Consider the following 12,749-nt stretch of genomic DNA (forward strand, 5'->3'; position numbering starts at 1 on the left):
CCTATTCTAGCCTGACATTAGGGCCGGACGACACCTCTTCAACCGAGAATCCCATCTGCCCCAGCGCCAACCAGGCACCAAGGCCGATCAAAATCATGGCGGCGAACCCCGCGAGCATGGCTTTCATTTCTGGCGTTCTCCCCTGCGCATGGCCTATTCCGCCGGACCCGCCGCGCCCCCGGGGCGCCCGGCCTGTTTGGTCTTGTATTCATCCAGCCACAGCGAATGGTGCTGGTGTGCCCAGGCTTCATCGACCTCGCCGCTGTTCATGGCGTCGAAGGCGCCCTCCATGCCGATCGAGCCGATGTAGATATGCGCGATGATGATCGCCATCAGCAGAAAGGCGATGATCGCGTGCCAGGTCTGGGCCAGTTGCATCTCTTCCTGCGGGGCGAGCGCCGTGGGCAGATGCTCCATGCCGATCCAGCCCGGCACGCCCAGATCGTTGAGCACGGCAAAGGTCTTGGCAAAGAGCGGCAGCGCGAAGGGGAACAGCAGCGACAGGCCCGACACCGAGATTGATCCGCCCAGCAAGATCACCGACCAGAAGATGATCTTTTGTCCGCCGTTGAATTTCCTGGCCGGTGGGTGCCTCTTGCCGATGATGCCGCCCGCCTGGGCAAACCAGGTCAGGTCGGTGCGATTGGGGATATTGTGCCAGACCCACATGACGAAGATCATGACCAGCGCGATCATGAAGGCCCAGGAGACGTTGTTGTGGATGAATTTCGCCCCGGTCAGCAGGCCGGCGTTGACCTCCTTGCCGAGGTAGGGCGCGATGAACATCCGCCCGAACAACACCAGCAACCCGGTCACGCCCAACAGGACGAAGGCGCCCGCCATCATCCAGTGGGCAAAGCGTTCGATGGCCTGGAACCGGGTGACGGTCCGGCCCGTGGTCGGCTCGTCGAGGCGCACCTTGCCGCGCAGGAGATAGAAAAGCACCAGGGCGGCGATGGTGCCCAGCAGCAGATAGCCGCCGTAGACCGCCAGCGGCCCCCTGCGGAAGCGGTACCAGCGCATGCCGCCGTCCTGGACCAGCACCTTGCCGACATCGCCGCCGGCGCTGGCGGTCACGTCGGCCTTGTTGTAGCGCAGCGCGCGCCAGATCTCGGGGTCTGAGGCCCCGCCCAGAGGCCCAAGGGCCGGGACGGTTGCGGCGGAGCCGCCAATCGCCTCGCTGCGGAAGGAGTCGTCGATCCGTTCGCCGCGCTGGCGGGCAAGGATATCTTCCAGGGTCTGTGCCCCGCCGGTAGCGCTGCGGTCGGGTCGCGCGGTTTCGGTCGGAACAGCCTCCTGCGCCGCCGCGAGTATCGGGGCGGCCAGCAGTACAGTTGTCAGAAAGCAGAGAAGAGCGCGCATACCGGTCCTCGATCCGTCAGGCAAAAGCTCCGGTTCCCCCAAGGGGGCCGGAGCGTATGGTGTGAGTGCACCGGGCCGGAGTTTGCGGGAAACTCCGGCCCGGCCCCCGGCCGGCGCATCTGTCGGCCGGGGGTTGGCTCAGCCGCCCTTCTGTTCGTAGGCGGTGCCCCAGCCCCAGGCACCCGAGCCGAAGCCGCGGGCCACGACACGCTCGCGGTAGATGGACGACACCACGTCGCCATCGCCCGCCAGCAGGGCCTTGGTGGAGCACATCTCGGCGCAGATGGGCAGTTTGCCCTCGGCGATCCGGTTGCGGCCGTATTTGGCGAACTCCGCAGAGGAGTGGGTCTCTTCCGGTCCGCCGGCGCAGAAGGTGCATTTGTCCATCTTGCCGCGGGAGCCGAAATTGCCCGCCTGCGGGTATTGCGGCGCGCCGAAGGGGCACGCGTAGAAGCAATAGCCGCAGCCGATGCAGAGATCCTTGGAGTGCAGAACCACCCCCTCCTCGTTCTGATAGAAGCAGTCCACCGGGCAGACCGCCATGCAGGGCGCGTCCGAACAGTGCATGCAGGCCACCGAGATCGAGCGTTCGCCCGGCTTGCCGTCCTGGATGGTCACCACGCGGCGCCGGTTGATGCCCCAGGGCACCTCGTGCTCGTTCTTGCAGGCCGTGACGCAGGCGTTGCACTCGATGCAGCGCTCGGCATCGCAAAGGAATTTAGCTCGTGCCATTTTCCGTTCTCCTTACGCTGGCATGATCTTGCAGAGAGTCGCCTTGGTCTCCTGCATCTGTGTCACCGAGTCATAGCCGTAGGTCTGGGCCGTGTTGGTCGATTCCCCCAGAACATAGGGGTCTGCGCCATCGGGGTATTTCGACCGCAGATCCTCGCCCTGGAAATGACCGCCGAAGTGGAAGGGCATGAAGGCCACGCCTTCGCCCACCCGTTCTGTCACCATCGCCATGACCTTGACCTTGCCGCCTTCGGGGCCCTCGACCCAGCACTGTTCGCCATCCCGCACGCCGAGGTTGTTGGCGTCGCGCGGGTTGATTTCGACGAACATGTCCTGCTGCAGCTCGGCCAGCCAGGGGTTCGATCGGGTCTCGTCGCCGCCGCCCTCGTATTCCACAAGGCGCCCCGAGGTCAGGATGATCGGATAGTCCTTGCTGAAATCCTGCTTCTGGATCGAGGCATACATCGTCGGCAGACGATAGAACTTCCGGTCCTCGTAGGTCGGGTAGTCGGCCACCAGATCCCGCCGGTTGGTATAGAGCGGCTCGCGGTGCAGGGGCACCGGATCGGGGAAGGTCCAGACCACCGTGCGGGCCTTGGCGTTGCCGAAGGGCGCGCAGCCATGCTTGATGGCGACCCGCTGGATGCCGCCGGAAAGGTCGGTCTTCCAGTTGGTCTTCGGTCCCGCGACGGCATCGATCGCGGCCCGCTCATCGTCGGTCAGATCGCCATCCCATCCCAGGTCCATCAGCATCTGCATGGTGAATTCCGGATACCCGTCCTGGATCTCCGAGCCCGCGCTCGCCACGCCGTCGGCCAGCAGGTTCTCGCCGTTCCGCTCGACACCGAAGCGGGCGCGGAAGGTCAGGCCGCCCTCTGCCACCGGCTTGGACATGTCATAGAGGTTCGGAGTGCCCGGATGCCCCATCTCGGGCGTCCCCCAGGACGGCCAGGGCAGACCGTAATAGTCGCCGTCTGCCGGGCCGCCCACCGCCTGCAGTGTCGTCCGGTCAAAGGTGTGCTGATTGGCCATGTGCAGCTTCAGCCGCTCCGGCGACTGGCCGGTATAGCCGATCGTCCACATGCCGCGGTTGATCTCGCGCAGCGTGTCCTCGACGTTTGGCGTCACACCGTCATCCTCGATCGCGATGTTGCGGAACAGGCGGTCGTGGAATCCGAACTTCTTCGCGAACAGGCCGATGATCTCGTGATCCGGCTTGGATTCGAAGAGCGGATCGACAACCTTGTCGCGCCATTGCAGCGACCGGTTCGACGCGGTCACCGAGCCACGGGTCTCGAACTGCGTGGCCGCCGGCAGCAGGTAGACGCCGTCGGTGCGGTCATGCAGCACGGCCGAGACGGTGGGATACGGGTCGATCACGACCAGCATGTCCAGCATCTCCATGGCCGTCTTCATCTCGGTCATGCGGGTTTGCGAGTTCGGCGCATGCCCCCACAGGACCATGGCCCGCACCTTGTTCGGCTGGTCCATGTTCTCGACGTCCTCCAGGACGCCGTCGATCCAGCGGGACACCGGGATGCCGGTGAGGTTCTGCAGCGACTTGTCCTTGCCGTCGGCTGACTTCAGGGTGTCGAACTGGCCGGCAAGCCAATCCGGGTCTTCCTCCCAGACGCGGGCCCAATGACCCCAGGCGCCCTTGGACAGGCCGTAGTATCCCGGCAGCGTGTGCGACAGAACGCCAAGGTCCGTGGCCCCCTGGACGTTGTCATGGCCGCGGAAGATGTTGGTGCCGCCGCCCGAGGTGCCCATGTTGCCAAGGGCAAGCTGCAGGATGCAGTAGGCGCGGGTGTTGTTGTTGCCGTTGGTGTGCTGGGTGCCGCCCATGCACCAGATCACGGTGACGGGACGGTTGTTGGCCAGGGTTCGGGCCACGCGGCGCATCTGCGCGCCGGGCGTGCCGGTCACGCGCTCGACCTCCTCGGGGGTCCACTTGGCGACCTCCTCGCGGATCTGGTCCATGCCCCAGACACGGGTGCGGATGAACTCCTTGTCCTCCCAGCCGTTCTCGAAGATGTGCCACAACAGCCCCCAGACCAGCGCCACGTCGGTGCCGGGGCGAAAGCGGACATATTCATCCGCATGGGCCGCGGTGCGGGTGAAACGCGGGTCGCAGACGATCAGCGGCGCGTTGTTCTGTTCCTTGGCCTTCAGCACATGCAGCAGCGACACGGGGTGCGCCTCGGCCGGGTTGCCGCCGATGATGAAGATGGCCTTTGAATTGTGGATGTCGTTGTAGGAATTGGTCATGGCGCCGTAGCCCCATGTATTGGCAACCCCTGCAACGGTGGTGGAATGGCAGATCCGGGCCTGGTGATCCACGTTGTTGGTGCCCCAGTAGGCGGCGAACTTGCGGAACAGATAGGCCTGTTCGTTGCTATGCTTGGCGCTGCCCAGCCAGTAGACGCTGTCCGGGCCGCTTTCGTCCCGGATCTTCATCATGCCGCCGCCGATCTCGTCGATCGCCTGTTCCCAGCTGATGCGCTTCCACTCGCCGCCCTCTTTCTTCATCGGGTATTTCAGGCGGCGTTCGCCATGGGCGTGCTCGCGGACAGAGGCCCCCTTGGCGCAATGGGCGCCCAGGTTGAACGGGCTGTCCCAGCCGGGCTCCTGGCCCACCCAGACGCCGTCGGACACCTCGGCGATGACGGTGCACCCGACCGAGCAGTGGGTACAGACCGATTTGCGCAGGTCTACCGCGCCGTTGGCGGCGGTGGCCGCGGTGGCTGGCCGGACCGTGCCGCCGGTGGCGGCGATGGCGGCCATGCCGCCGATGGCAAGTCCCGAACCGCGCAGAAACGCGCGGCGGTCAACCGAGGCGTTGGCGGCCTCGGACAGGATACTTGTCCGCTGGGGGCGTCGCGCAACCCCGTTGGTCTTTTTCCTCAACATGTTTCTCTCTCCCCTGCTAGCTTCGCCTTCTCTGGCGCTGCTCGCTTGGTTACGACAAGGCCGGAACGGTCGGGCGTCACGCAACCGGTTGTTCCGACGCGAAGCGCCGTCCGGTCAGAACCGGGCGGTGCTGTAGTAGGCCCGCGTGTGCGCGGTATCCTGCATCTTCTCCAGGTTCAGGTCGGGTTCGGCCGCCTCGGCGGTCGTCCCGCCGGACGCCACCGCGATCGCCGCGATCGGCGCCGTGGTTCCGGCCAGCTTCAGGAAATCGCGGCGCGAAGCGCCTTCTTCCTGTTTCATGAGAGCGTCTCCTTTCATGGGTTCCAGCGGGTTTTCCGCTGCTCGACATGCGGGTCCCGTGCGGGGTCCCGCGGCTTTCACATCATTCGCCGCTCAACCGGAACGCCTCGGCCTCGATCTCCATGAAGATCCGGCCCACCGTGCCCACCGGGGCGTAAAAGACCGAGTTCTTGGCCGCCTCCAGATCGGAAAAGAAATGTGCCGCCCACGGCCCGATATGCCGGTTGAAGAAGGTCTTCTGCTGGGCCAGAGTCGCCGCAGGCCCGAAACGGCCCAGGATCACCGCGCCCATCATCTCCATCAGGCTGGCAATATTGTCCTCGGGCTCGAACACGTTCTCGGCGCGGGCCAGGCCGCGCGCCGTCATGTCCTGGCGCAGCGAGGCGAGCGGTTTTTCGTTCAGAAAGCCGGTCAGGTAATAGCTGGCATAGGGCAGCAATTCGCCACGCCCCAACCCGATGAAAAGGCGGTTGTATTCGCTTTCCAGCGCCCCGGGCTTGGTCAGCCGCGCCACCTTGGCCAGCGTGGTGATGGCCTCGCCCAGCGGGCTGCCATCGCCGGACAGGCCGGCGGTCTGGCTCAGCAGCATCTGGTCCGGCGGGCCGGCGAGGATCACGCCGAGATAGTTGTAGAAATCCGCGCGCAGGCGGTCCTCCTCGGCGATCTGAACATGCTGGGCTGCGGTCATGTCGTCCTTTTCCATCAGTTGGCGGCCTCAAAGCGAAATCGCATCCGCCGGGGTGCGGCCGGGTAGGGGGCGGCGATGTCGTCTTCGGGGGTGGTCGCCGCCGCGGCGAGGGCAGGGGCGGCTTCGGCAGCGGGCGCCGCCGGGGCCGGCGCGCCGGGGGTCGGGTCGGTGGCCGGATCGGTGGCCGGCGCCCCGCCCGCCGCATCGGGAGCCTCCCCGGCGCCGGGCGCCGCGACGTCCCGGTCGTCGTCCTCGACCAGGGCTTTCAGCATCCCCTTGCCCAACTGGTAGGCGGTCTGCAGGTTCTCCACGACGGTCGCGGCATCGGTGAAATCCTCGCCGTAATCGACCAGGCCGTCAAGATTGGCGAGCACCGGGTTCAGCCGCCAGAGCCGGCGCAGCGCGCGGCTTTTCAGCCGCTGCGGTACGGCTGCCTTCAGCAACGCCTGCACCTGTTCGGGGCGCTCCATCTCCTCGGGGTTGGGCAGACCGAGCTCCTCGAGGATCTCCTCGTCCGGGCGTTCTGCCAGCGCATTTTCCTGCGCCTGCTGCAGGTCCGCTTCGCGCGCGGCTTCCTCTACGCGCGCCTCCTCCGCGACGGCGCCCCGGCGGCGGGACCAGAAATCGCTCATTGCAGGCGCCTCCGCTTCAGCGTCGGCGAGGCATAGATGTCGGCAGCCTTGCCGATGCGCGGATCGCCGATGCCGTCCTGCGACAGGTCCACCCGTTTCTTGTCGCGCTTGCGCTTCACGAAGACCTCGTGTTCGTGGAATTGCTCGACGAAGTCGCGCACCCAGGCGACCAGCCCGTGCGGCATCGGCACCTTTTCGACGATCTCCTCGCCGCTGTCGGTATAGTCCTGCGCCTCGTAGGGTGAGGCGGTGACGAGCAGCACGTCGAGCGGATAGTCGCCATCCTCCTCGGTCTCGCGCATCACCACGTAGAGGCTGGGGATATCGGCCGACAGCCCGTTCAGATAGGCCTCGGTCTCGGCGCCGTGCAATTCCAGCGGCAGGGTCGCGCCATGGTATTCCACCACGTCGCCCTCGCGCCGCAGCTCGCGCCAATCCGCCGCGCCCGCGCCGGGCAGCACCGCGACCGCAGTCCAGTGCCACGGCACCCAGCGGGTCACGCCCGGGCGCCGACGCAGAACGATACCGATCGGCATGGTCTTGTAAGCGTTCGGATTGTGGATCACGATTTCCCCTCCGACGTCAGGTTGAAACAATCGCACCGCGTCGGGAAAGCCGAATTCTCGCAAACCCCGGCTCGTCCGCCCCTTTTGGACATTTTGGGCAGCCGCGCCGCTGCTGCCGGGGCAGGATGGACAAATGGTCTAATTCGACCCTTTTGCTCGGGAAAGCCTGGCCGGGACGGGCTGCGAATCACCTGCCGCGAATCAGGGCGGTACGGGCCCTCGGGGGGGCGCGGGAGAGGCACAAAACCGGTTGTCGTGCTGTGCGATTCATGCGTAGCCTTTCCCAGCGTACGGGGAAATCCGCACCGAAAAACCGGGTTCGGGATAGGAGAGGTAATGGCTAAGTCATTGATAACGTGCGACTGCCTGGGGAGCCAGTCAATCGATGCAGCCGCCCTGTCAAAGACCACCGGCCTGGATGTTCGCGCGCCCTGTTCGGCGCTGTGCACCACCCAGATCGACCGTGCGGCAGGGGCCTTGACAGAGGGAAATTCGATTATCTGCTGTCTCCAGGAATCGCAGGTTTTCGAGACGCTGGCGGAGGAGCTGGGGGTCGCGCCCCCCGACCTGCTCGACCTGCGCGACCGGGCCGGATGGAGCGATGATACCGGCTCGAATCTGGCCAAAATGTCCGCGCTGATCGCCGAGGCGCAGCTTCCCGCCGCACCGGAAAAGACCATCGACGTGATCTCAGGGGGGATGTGCCTGATCCTGGGGCCGGACGCGGCGGCCCTTGCCGCGGCGGAGCAGCTCAAGGATCACATGGCCGTGACGGTGCTGCTCTCCGACGGGACCGAGGTGCCGGACACCCGTGATTATGACGTGGTCCTGGGTCGGCTGCGCCGGGCCAGCGGGGCGCTGGGCCAGTTCGAGGTGATGATCGACGCGCTGCAACAGGTCGAGCCGGGCGGGCGCGGTGCCTTTTCCCTGACCGAGCCGCGCGACGGCGGGCTGTCGGCCTGCGACGTGATCCTCGACCTGCGCGGCGAGTCGCCGCTGTTTCCCGCGCATGAAAAACGCGAGGGCTACCTGCGCGCCGATCCCGCGCACGCCCCGTCGGTGGCCGCCGCGGTGCTGGCGGCCTCGCATCTTGTCGGGACCTTCGAAAAGCCCCTCTACGTGCGCACCGATCCGCTGATCTGCGCCCACAGCCGGGCCGAGCAGACCGGCTGCGCCCGCTGCCTCGATCTCTGCCCCACCGGCGCGATCAGCCCCAGCGGCGACCATGTCACCGTCGATCCGATGATCTGCGCGGGATGCGGCGCCTGCTCGGCGGCCTGTCCCTCCGGCGCGATCGCCTACGACGCGCCCCGGGTGGAGCAGACCTTTGCCCGGGTCCAGACCCTGTCCCGGGCCTATCTTGCCGCCGGCGGAACCGCGCCGCGTCTGCTGGTGCACGATGCGCACGGGGCCGAGATGATCCGGCTGTCGGCGCGCCACGGTCGCGGTCTGCCACATGACGTGATTCCGCTGGAGATGGCCGCCATCGGCGCCTTTGGCCATGCCGAGGCCGTGGCCGCGCTGGCCTCCGGCTTTGCTTCTGTCACGATCCTGCCGGGCCCCGGCGCCGACCGCGCCGCGCTGGCGGCGCAGATCGCGCTGGCCCGCGCCATCGGCGGCGACGCGGCGGTGCGCCTGCTCGACACCCCCGACCCGGACGCGATGAGCGACGCGCTGTATGACGAAACCGCCCCCGCCCCGGTCGGCAAGCCCGTGCGCCCGATGGGCACGCGGCGCCAGATCACCCGGCAGGCGGCCCGCGCCCTGCATCCCGAGGCCGGGCGCCTGCCCCTGCCCGAGGGCGCCCCCTATGGCGCCGTCGTGGTCGATACCGATGCCTGCACCCTGTGCCTGTCCTGTGTCTCGCTCTGTCCCTCGGGGGCGCTGGGCGACAACCCGGACCTGCCGCAGCTTCGGTTCCAGGAGGATGCCTGCCTGCAATGCGGGCTGTGCGCCAATGTCTGCCCGGAGGACGCGATCACCTATGCGCCGCGCCTCGACCTGACCGAGGCCGCGCTGGCCCAGCAGGTGCTGCACGAGGAAGAGCCCTTTGCCTGCGTCGAATGCGGCGCGCTGTTCGGTGTCAGGTCCACCATCGAGAAGATCACCGCCAAACTGGAGGGCCATTCCATGTTCGCCGGTGGCGACAAGCTGCGAATGATCCAGATGTGCGACAATTGCCGCGTCAACACGCAATTCCATGCAGAGGACAATCCCTTTGCGGCGGGCGAACGCCCCCGCCCCCGCACCACCGAGGACTATTTCAGCAAGCGGCGCGATCACTGATGCGCGAGCGGCGCCCCCAGATCCGCCGGCTCCATCGCCGCGACATAGGCGATCGTCGCGTCGAGCTCCTCCGGCGTCAGCGTGACGGGCGCGATGGGCGAGGGGCGCTCCGGCGGAAACTCGGGCGTCACGCCCACGATCACCGTGAAGGCGGGATGCGGGTTCAACGTGAAGAAGGCGGAAAAGCGCGCCTCCCAATCGGGCAGGCTGCGCAACACCGAAAAGCTCGGGGTGGAGCCGATATCGGTCATTCGGCTTTCGTCATCGACCGCGTGGCACCGAATGCACTTGGTTCGCGAAACCCTGCGCCCCAGCGCCGCGTCGCCGTCGAATTGCCGCGCCGCCCCGTTCCGCCCGACCCCGCGCGGCGCGGAGAAGATCGCCACGCCCCCAGGCGCGAAGGTGGCCACCGTGCGCCGCCCTACATCCGACCTGAGCCAGGTGGCGAAACGTTCGGTGCCGGGGTGTCCGGGGCTGTTGAGCGCCATCCGCCAGACCTGTCCCAGACCCTCGAACAGCGCCTGCCCCGACCCGCCCAGCACCATGTCGGCACTTGCCGGATCGGCGACCAGTTCGACCCGCACACGGGTCTTGAGCGTGAACCGCGGCAGTATATGCTGCATCACACCGGTCTCGACCAGGCTGGCGGGCGCATGCAGATGAACCAGTTTGTCATCGGCACGGGCCCCGGACGGGGCGAAGGCGAGCGCAAGCGCAAAACCCAGCATCACGAGACGGTTCAGCATCGGGCCAATCTAGGCCACGCGGCGATCCGCAGTCAATCGCAGGCAAGGAGACGACCATGAGCGACGATTTCAACATGTCGATGCGCAAGTTCCTCAAACAGGTCGGCGTGACCTCGCAGCAGGCCATCGAAGAGGCCATGCGCAGCGCCGACACCGGCGGCAAGACCTTTCCGGTCAAGGCTGTCATCACCATCGAGGCGTTGGGGCTGACCCACGAGGTGACCGGCGAGATCAAGGGTCAGGAGTAACCCGTGGGGGCCAGCAGAGAGGCGGTTCTCGAAACGCTCAAGCAGATTCAAGACCCGGTGTCGGGCGGCGATATCGTGTCCAGTGGCGTCGTGCGTGCGCTGAACGTCGATGCCGGCGGCGCGGTCCGCTTCGTCATGGAAATTCCGCCGCGCCACTCCGCCGCCTTCGAGGCGGTGAAGACGGCGGCCGAGGCGGCGCTGGACGGGCTCGAAGGCGTGGCGCAGGTTTCGATCGTGATGACCGGCCACAGCGACAAGGCCCCGCCGGACCTGCAGCCGCGCAAACCTGTGGCACCCCAGGGGCCGGAGAAGATCCCCGGCGTTGCACATGTCATCGCCATCGCCAGCGGCAAGGGCGGCGTGGGCAAGTCCACCGTCGCGGCCAATCTGGCCTGTGCGCTGGCCCGGCAGGGGCGCCGGGTCGGGCTTCTGGATGCGGATGTCTACGGCCCGTCGCAGCCGCGGATGCTGGGTGTGTCCGGCCGACCGGCCAGCCCGGACGGCAAGACCATCCTGCCGATGCGCAACCACGGCGTCACCATGATGTCGATCGGGCTGATGACCAATGACGACCAGGCCGTGGTCTGGCGCGGGCCGATGCTGATGGGCGCGTTGCAGCAGATGCTGATGCAGGTGCACTGGGGTGCGCTCGACGTGCTGTTGGTCGATCTTCCGCCGGGCACCGGCGATGTGTCTATGACGCTGGCGCAAAAGGCGCAGCTCGACGGTGCGATTGTCGTCTCCACGCCGCAGGACGTGGCGCTGCTGGATGTGCGCAAGGGCCTCGACATGTTCCGCCAGCTCAAGGTGCCGATCCTCGGCATGATCGAGAACATGAGCACGCATGTCTGCTCCAACTGCGGTCATGAAGAGCATGTCTTTGGTCACGGCGGCGTCGCCAAGGAGGCGGAGAGGCTGGGTGTTCCGCTGCTGGCCGAGGTGCCGCTCGACCTGCAGATCCGGCAGGCCGCCGACGGCGGCGCGCCGATCACCGTCAGCCAGCCCGACAGCGTGCTGGCCAAGGTCTTTCAGGACATCGCCGCGGCGCTGGTGGCCGAGGGGGTGGCATGAGCGCGGAGATGCGGCAGGACCTGACCTTTCCCCCTGCGATGAGCGGCGAGGCCGTCACCGGCGACCCGTTCGATACCGCTGTGATGCGGGCGGTACAGGGCTGCGAGGCGGGGCTGGTGACCTATCGGATCGCCGCCGACCGGATCGGCGCGGCGCTGGTCCTGGCGCCCGAGGTGCCGCTGGAGGACGCGATGGCCATGCTGCCGCTCTGCGGCGTGGGGTTTCAGAACGCGCTTGGCGCGCTGGCGCCGCCCGAGGTGGCCGTCCATCTTGACTGGTCCGGCGGGTTGCGGGTCAACGGCGCGTCCTGCGGCCGCATGCGCGCCTGTGCCGAGCAGCAGGATCCCAAGGCCATGCCGCTTTGGCTGGTGATGGGGTTCGAGCTGCCGCTGTTGCCGCAGGGGGGCGACCCCGGCCTGTTGCCGGACCAGACCGCGCTTTTTGCCGAGGGCTGCTCCGAGGTGGACCCGGGCCAGCTGATCGAGGCCTGGGCGCGCCACAGCCTCAACTGGATCGCCCGGTGGGAAGCCGAGGGGGTCAAGCCGCTGCACGACGAATGGCGCGGCCTGGCCTTCGGGCTTGGCGAGGACACCAGCCGGAACGGTCACCGGGGGACCTTCGTCGGTGTCGATGAACGCTTCGGCATGTTGCTGCGCGACGGCGAAGCGACCCGCCTGATTCCGCTAACCACGCTTCTGGAGGAGAGCCCGTGAAACTAGCCCGCGCCATCCATTTCGACGAGAGCGACCAGCGCGTCTTCGCCAACCCCGCGCGCACCGGCGAATGGTGCCTTTCGGGCGGGTTCGAGTTTTCTGACTGGACCGCGGCCGACCTGACCGGCAAGGCGCGCCAGGCCTTTGCCAACGGCTGGCTCGGGCTGGAGACCGGCGGGCGGGTGACCTTTGTCGCCGTCACCCGGATCGAACCCGCCGAGGTCGAGGCGATGACCGACCTTCTGGCGCAGCATTTCGTCACCTATTACGGCGCCCCCTCGCCCGAGGCCGCCCGGCCGGTCGCCGCCGAGGAGATCGCCCAGATGGCCGAACTGTGCGAGGACCACGCTCCGAACACCCTGTTGACCGTGGCGCGCGAGTTGACCGGGGCCGGCGTGCGCGAGGCCTATCGCGCGATCGAACCGCAGAATGCCGGGCTCGACCAGTTCGCGGTCCACGGATCGCTGGACGAATGACCGGGATACGGCCCGGTTC

General features: G+C 67.2%; 14 protein-coding genes. 5 read left to right on the top strand and 9 right to left on the bottom strand.

Annotation, left to right across the window (positions count from 1 at the left end):
• Nucleotide 1: 1 nt before the first annotated feature.
• The 8 genes from P1U75_RS07980 to P1U75_RS08015 form a co-directional block, all read right to left on the bottom strand.
• On the bottom strand, nucleotides 2-127 hold the full coding sequence (locus P1U75_RS07980) for a hypothetical protein (protein WP_300241836.1): 126 nt from the start codon (nucleotides 125-127) through the stop codon (nucleotides 2-4).
• A gap of 26 nt (nucleotides 128-153) precedes the next feature.
• Nucleotides 154-1,362, bottom strand: a complete 1,209-nt coding sequence (locus P1U75_RS07985; protein ID WP_300241838.1) for a formate dehydrogenase subunit gamma — start codon at nucleotides 1,360-1,362, stop codon at nucleotides 154-156.
• Nucleotides 1,363-1,500: 138 nt separating this feature from the next.
• Complete coding sequence (gene fdh3B, locus P1U75_RS07990; protein ID WP_300241840.1) at nucleotides 1,501-2,094, bottom strand: formate dehydrogenase FDH3 subunit beta; 594 nt, start codon at nucleotides 2,092-2,094, stop codon at nucleotides 1,501-1,503.
• Nucleotides 2,095-2,106: 12 nt separating this feature from the next.
• Entirely contained in the window at nucleotides 2,107-5,004 is a 2,898-nt protein-coding gene (locus P1U75_RS07995; RefSeq protein WP_300241842.1) for a formate dehydrogenase subunit alpha, read from the bottom strand.
• Between the two features lie 114 nt (nucleotides 5,005-5,118).
• Nucleotides 5,119-5,304 carry a twin-arginine translocation pathway signal protein gene (locus P1U75_RS08000; RefSeq protein ID WP_300241844.1) on the bottom strand — a complete coding sequence of 62 codons (186 nt, stop codon included), beginning with the start codon at nucleotides 5,302-5,304 and terminating at the stop codon, nucleotides 5,119-5,121.
• Nucleotides 5,305-5,386: 82 nt separating this feature from the next.
• On the bottom strand, nucleotides 5,387-5,992 hold the full coding sequence (locus tag P1U75_RS08005) for a molecular chaperone (RefSeq protein WP_300241846.1): 606 nt from the start codon (nucleotides 5,990-5,992) through the stop codon (nucleotides 5,387-5,389).
• A gap of 14 nt (nucleotides 5,993-6,006) precedes the next feature.
• A complete protein-coding gene (locus tag P1U75_RS08010; RefSeq protein ID WP_300241848.1) occupies nucleotides 6,007-6,624 on the bottom strand; it encodes a DUF3306 domain-containing protein in 618 nt (205 codons plus the stop codon).
• Nucleotides 6,621-7,160: a DUF3305 domain-containing protein gene (locus P1U75_RS08015; RefSeq protein WP_300242194.1), complete on the bottom strand. Its 540-nt coding sequence runs from the start codon at nucleotides 7,158-7,160 to the stop codon at nucleotides 6,621-6,623. Before P1U75_RS08015 ends, P1U75_RS08010 begins: the two co-directional genes overlap by 4 nt.
• A 366-nt stretch (nucleotides 7,161-7,526) precedes the next feature.
• On the opposite strand from P1U75_RS08015, the gene P1U75_RS08020 reads away from it, so the two are divergent.
• On the top strand, nucleotides 7,527-9,476 hold the full coding sequence (locus P1U75_RS08020) for a 4Fe-4S binding protein (protein WP_300241849.1): 1,950 nt from the start codon (nucleotides 7,527-7,529) through the stop codon (nucleotides 9,474-9,476).
• Here the strand turns inward: P1U75_RS08020 and P1U75_RS08025 are convergent.
• Nucleotides 9,470-10,222 (bottom strand): cytochrome c, encoded by a 753-nt coding sequence (locus P1U75_RS08025; protein WP_300241851.1) that lies wholly within the window; start codon nucleotides 10,220-10,222, stop codon nucleotides 9,470-9,472. The two genes, P1U75_RS08020 and P1U75_RS08025, sit on opposite strands and share 7 nt — an antisense overlap.
• A gap of 56 nt (nucleotides 10,223-10,278) precedes the next feature.
• On the opposite strand from P1U75_RS08025, the gene P1U75_RS08030 reads away from it, so the two are divergent.
• From P1U75_RS08030 to P1U75_RS08045, 4 genes are read left to right on the top strand one after another with little or no spacing between them, the layout of a single operon-like run.
• On the top strand, nucleotides 10,279-10,470 hold the full coding sequence (locus P1U75_RS08030) for a DUF6494 family protein (protein ID WP_300241853.1): 192 nt from the start codon (nucleotides 10,279-10,281) through the stop codon (nucleotides 10,468-10,470).
• A 3-nt stretch (nucleotides 10,471-10,473) separates the two neighbouring features.
• A complete protein-coding gene (locus P1U75_RS08035) occupies nucleotides 10,474-11,541 on the top strand; it encodes an Mrp/NBP35 family ATP-binding protein (protein ID WP_300241855.1) in 1,068 nt (355 codons plus the stop codon).
• Nucleotides 11,538-12,254 (top strand): biotin/lipoate--protein ligase family protein, encoded by a 717-nt coding sequence (locus P1U75_RS08040; RefSeq protein WP_300241857.1) that lies wholly within the window; start codon nucleotides 11,538-11,540, stop codon nucleotides 12,252-12,254. Before P1U75_RS08035 ends, P1U75_RS08040 begins: the two co-directional genes overlap by 4 nt.
• Complete coding sequence (locus P1U75_RS08045) at nucleotides 12,251-12,730, top strand: DUF6505 family protein (RefSeq protein ID WP_300241859.1); 480 nt, start codon at nucleotides 12,251-12,253, stop codon at nucleotides 12,728-12,730. Before P1U75_RS08040 ends, P1U75_RS08045 begins: the two co-directional genes overlap by 4 nt.
• Nucleotides 12,731-12,749 lie beyond the last annotated feature (19 nt).

The sequence above is a fragment of the Antarcticimicrobium sp. genome (assembly GCF_029212575.1).
Classification (GTDB): Bacteria; Pseudomonadota; Alphaproteobacteria; order Rhodobacterales; family Rhodobacteraceae; genus Antarcticimicrobium.

Excerpts from the sequence above, each read along its gene's own strand:
- P1U75_RS08030 (WP_300241853.1), top strand. The coding sequence starts at position 10,279 with ATGAGCGACGATTTCAACATGTCGATGCGCAAGTTCCTCAAACAGGTC.
- P1U75_RS07980 (WP_300241836.1), bottom strand. The coding sequence starts at position 127 with ATGAAAGCCATGCTCGCGGGGTTCGCCGCCATGATTTTGATCGGCCTT.
- P1U75_RS08020 (WP_300241849.1), top strand. The coding sequence starts at position 7,527 with ATGGCTAAGTCATTGATAACGTGCGACTGCCTGGGGAGCCAGTCAATC.
- P1U75_RS08025 (WP_300241851.1), bottom strand. The coding sequence starts at position 10,222 with ATGCTGAACCGTCTCGTGATGCTGGGTTTTGCGCTTGCGCTCGCCTTC.
- P1U75_RS08015 (WP_300242194.1), bottom strand. The coding sequence starts at position 7,160 with ATGCCGATCGGTATCGTTCTGCGTCGGCGCCCGGGCGTGACCCGCTGG.
- fdh3B (WP_300241840.1), bottom strand. The coding sequence starts at position 2,094 with ATGGCACGAGCTAAATTCCTTTGCGATGCCGAGCGCTGCATCGAGTGC.
- P1U75_RS07985 (WP_300241838.1), bottom strand. The coding sequence starts at position 1,362 with ATGCGCGCTCTTCTCTGCTTTCTGACAACTGTACTGCTGGCCGCCCCG.
- P1U75_RS08005 (WP_300241846.1), bottom strand. The coding sequence starts at position 5,992 with ATGACCGCAGCCCAGCATGTTCAGATCGCCGAGGAGGACCGCCTGCGC.
- P1U75_RS08040 (WP_300241857.1), top strand. The coding sequence starts at position 11,538 with ATGAGCGCGGAGATGCGGCAGGACCTGACCTTTCCCCCTGCGATGAGC.
- P1U75_RS08000 (WP_300241844.1), bottom strand. The coding sequence starts at position 5,304 with ATGAAACAGGAAGAAGGCGCTTCGCGCCGCGATTTCCTGAAGCTGGCC.
- P1U75_RS08010 (WP_300241848.1), bottom strand. The coding sequence starts at position 6,624 with ATGAGCGATTTCTGGTCCCGCCGCCGGGGCGCCGTCGCGGAGGAGGCG.
- P1U75_RS07995 (WP_300241842.1), bottom strand. The coding sequence starts at position 5,004 with ATGTTGAGGAAAAAGACCAACGGGGTTGCGCGACGCCCCCAGCGGACA.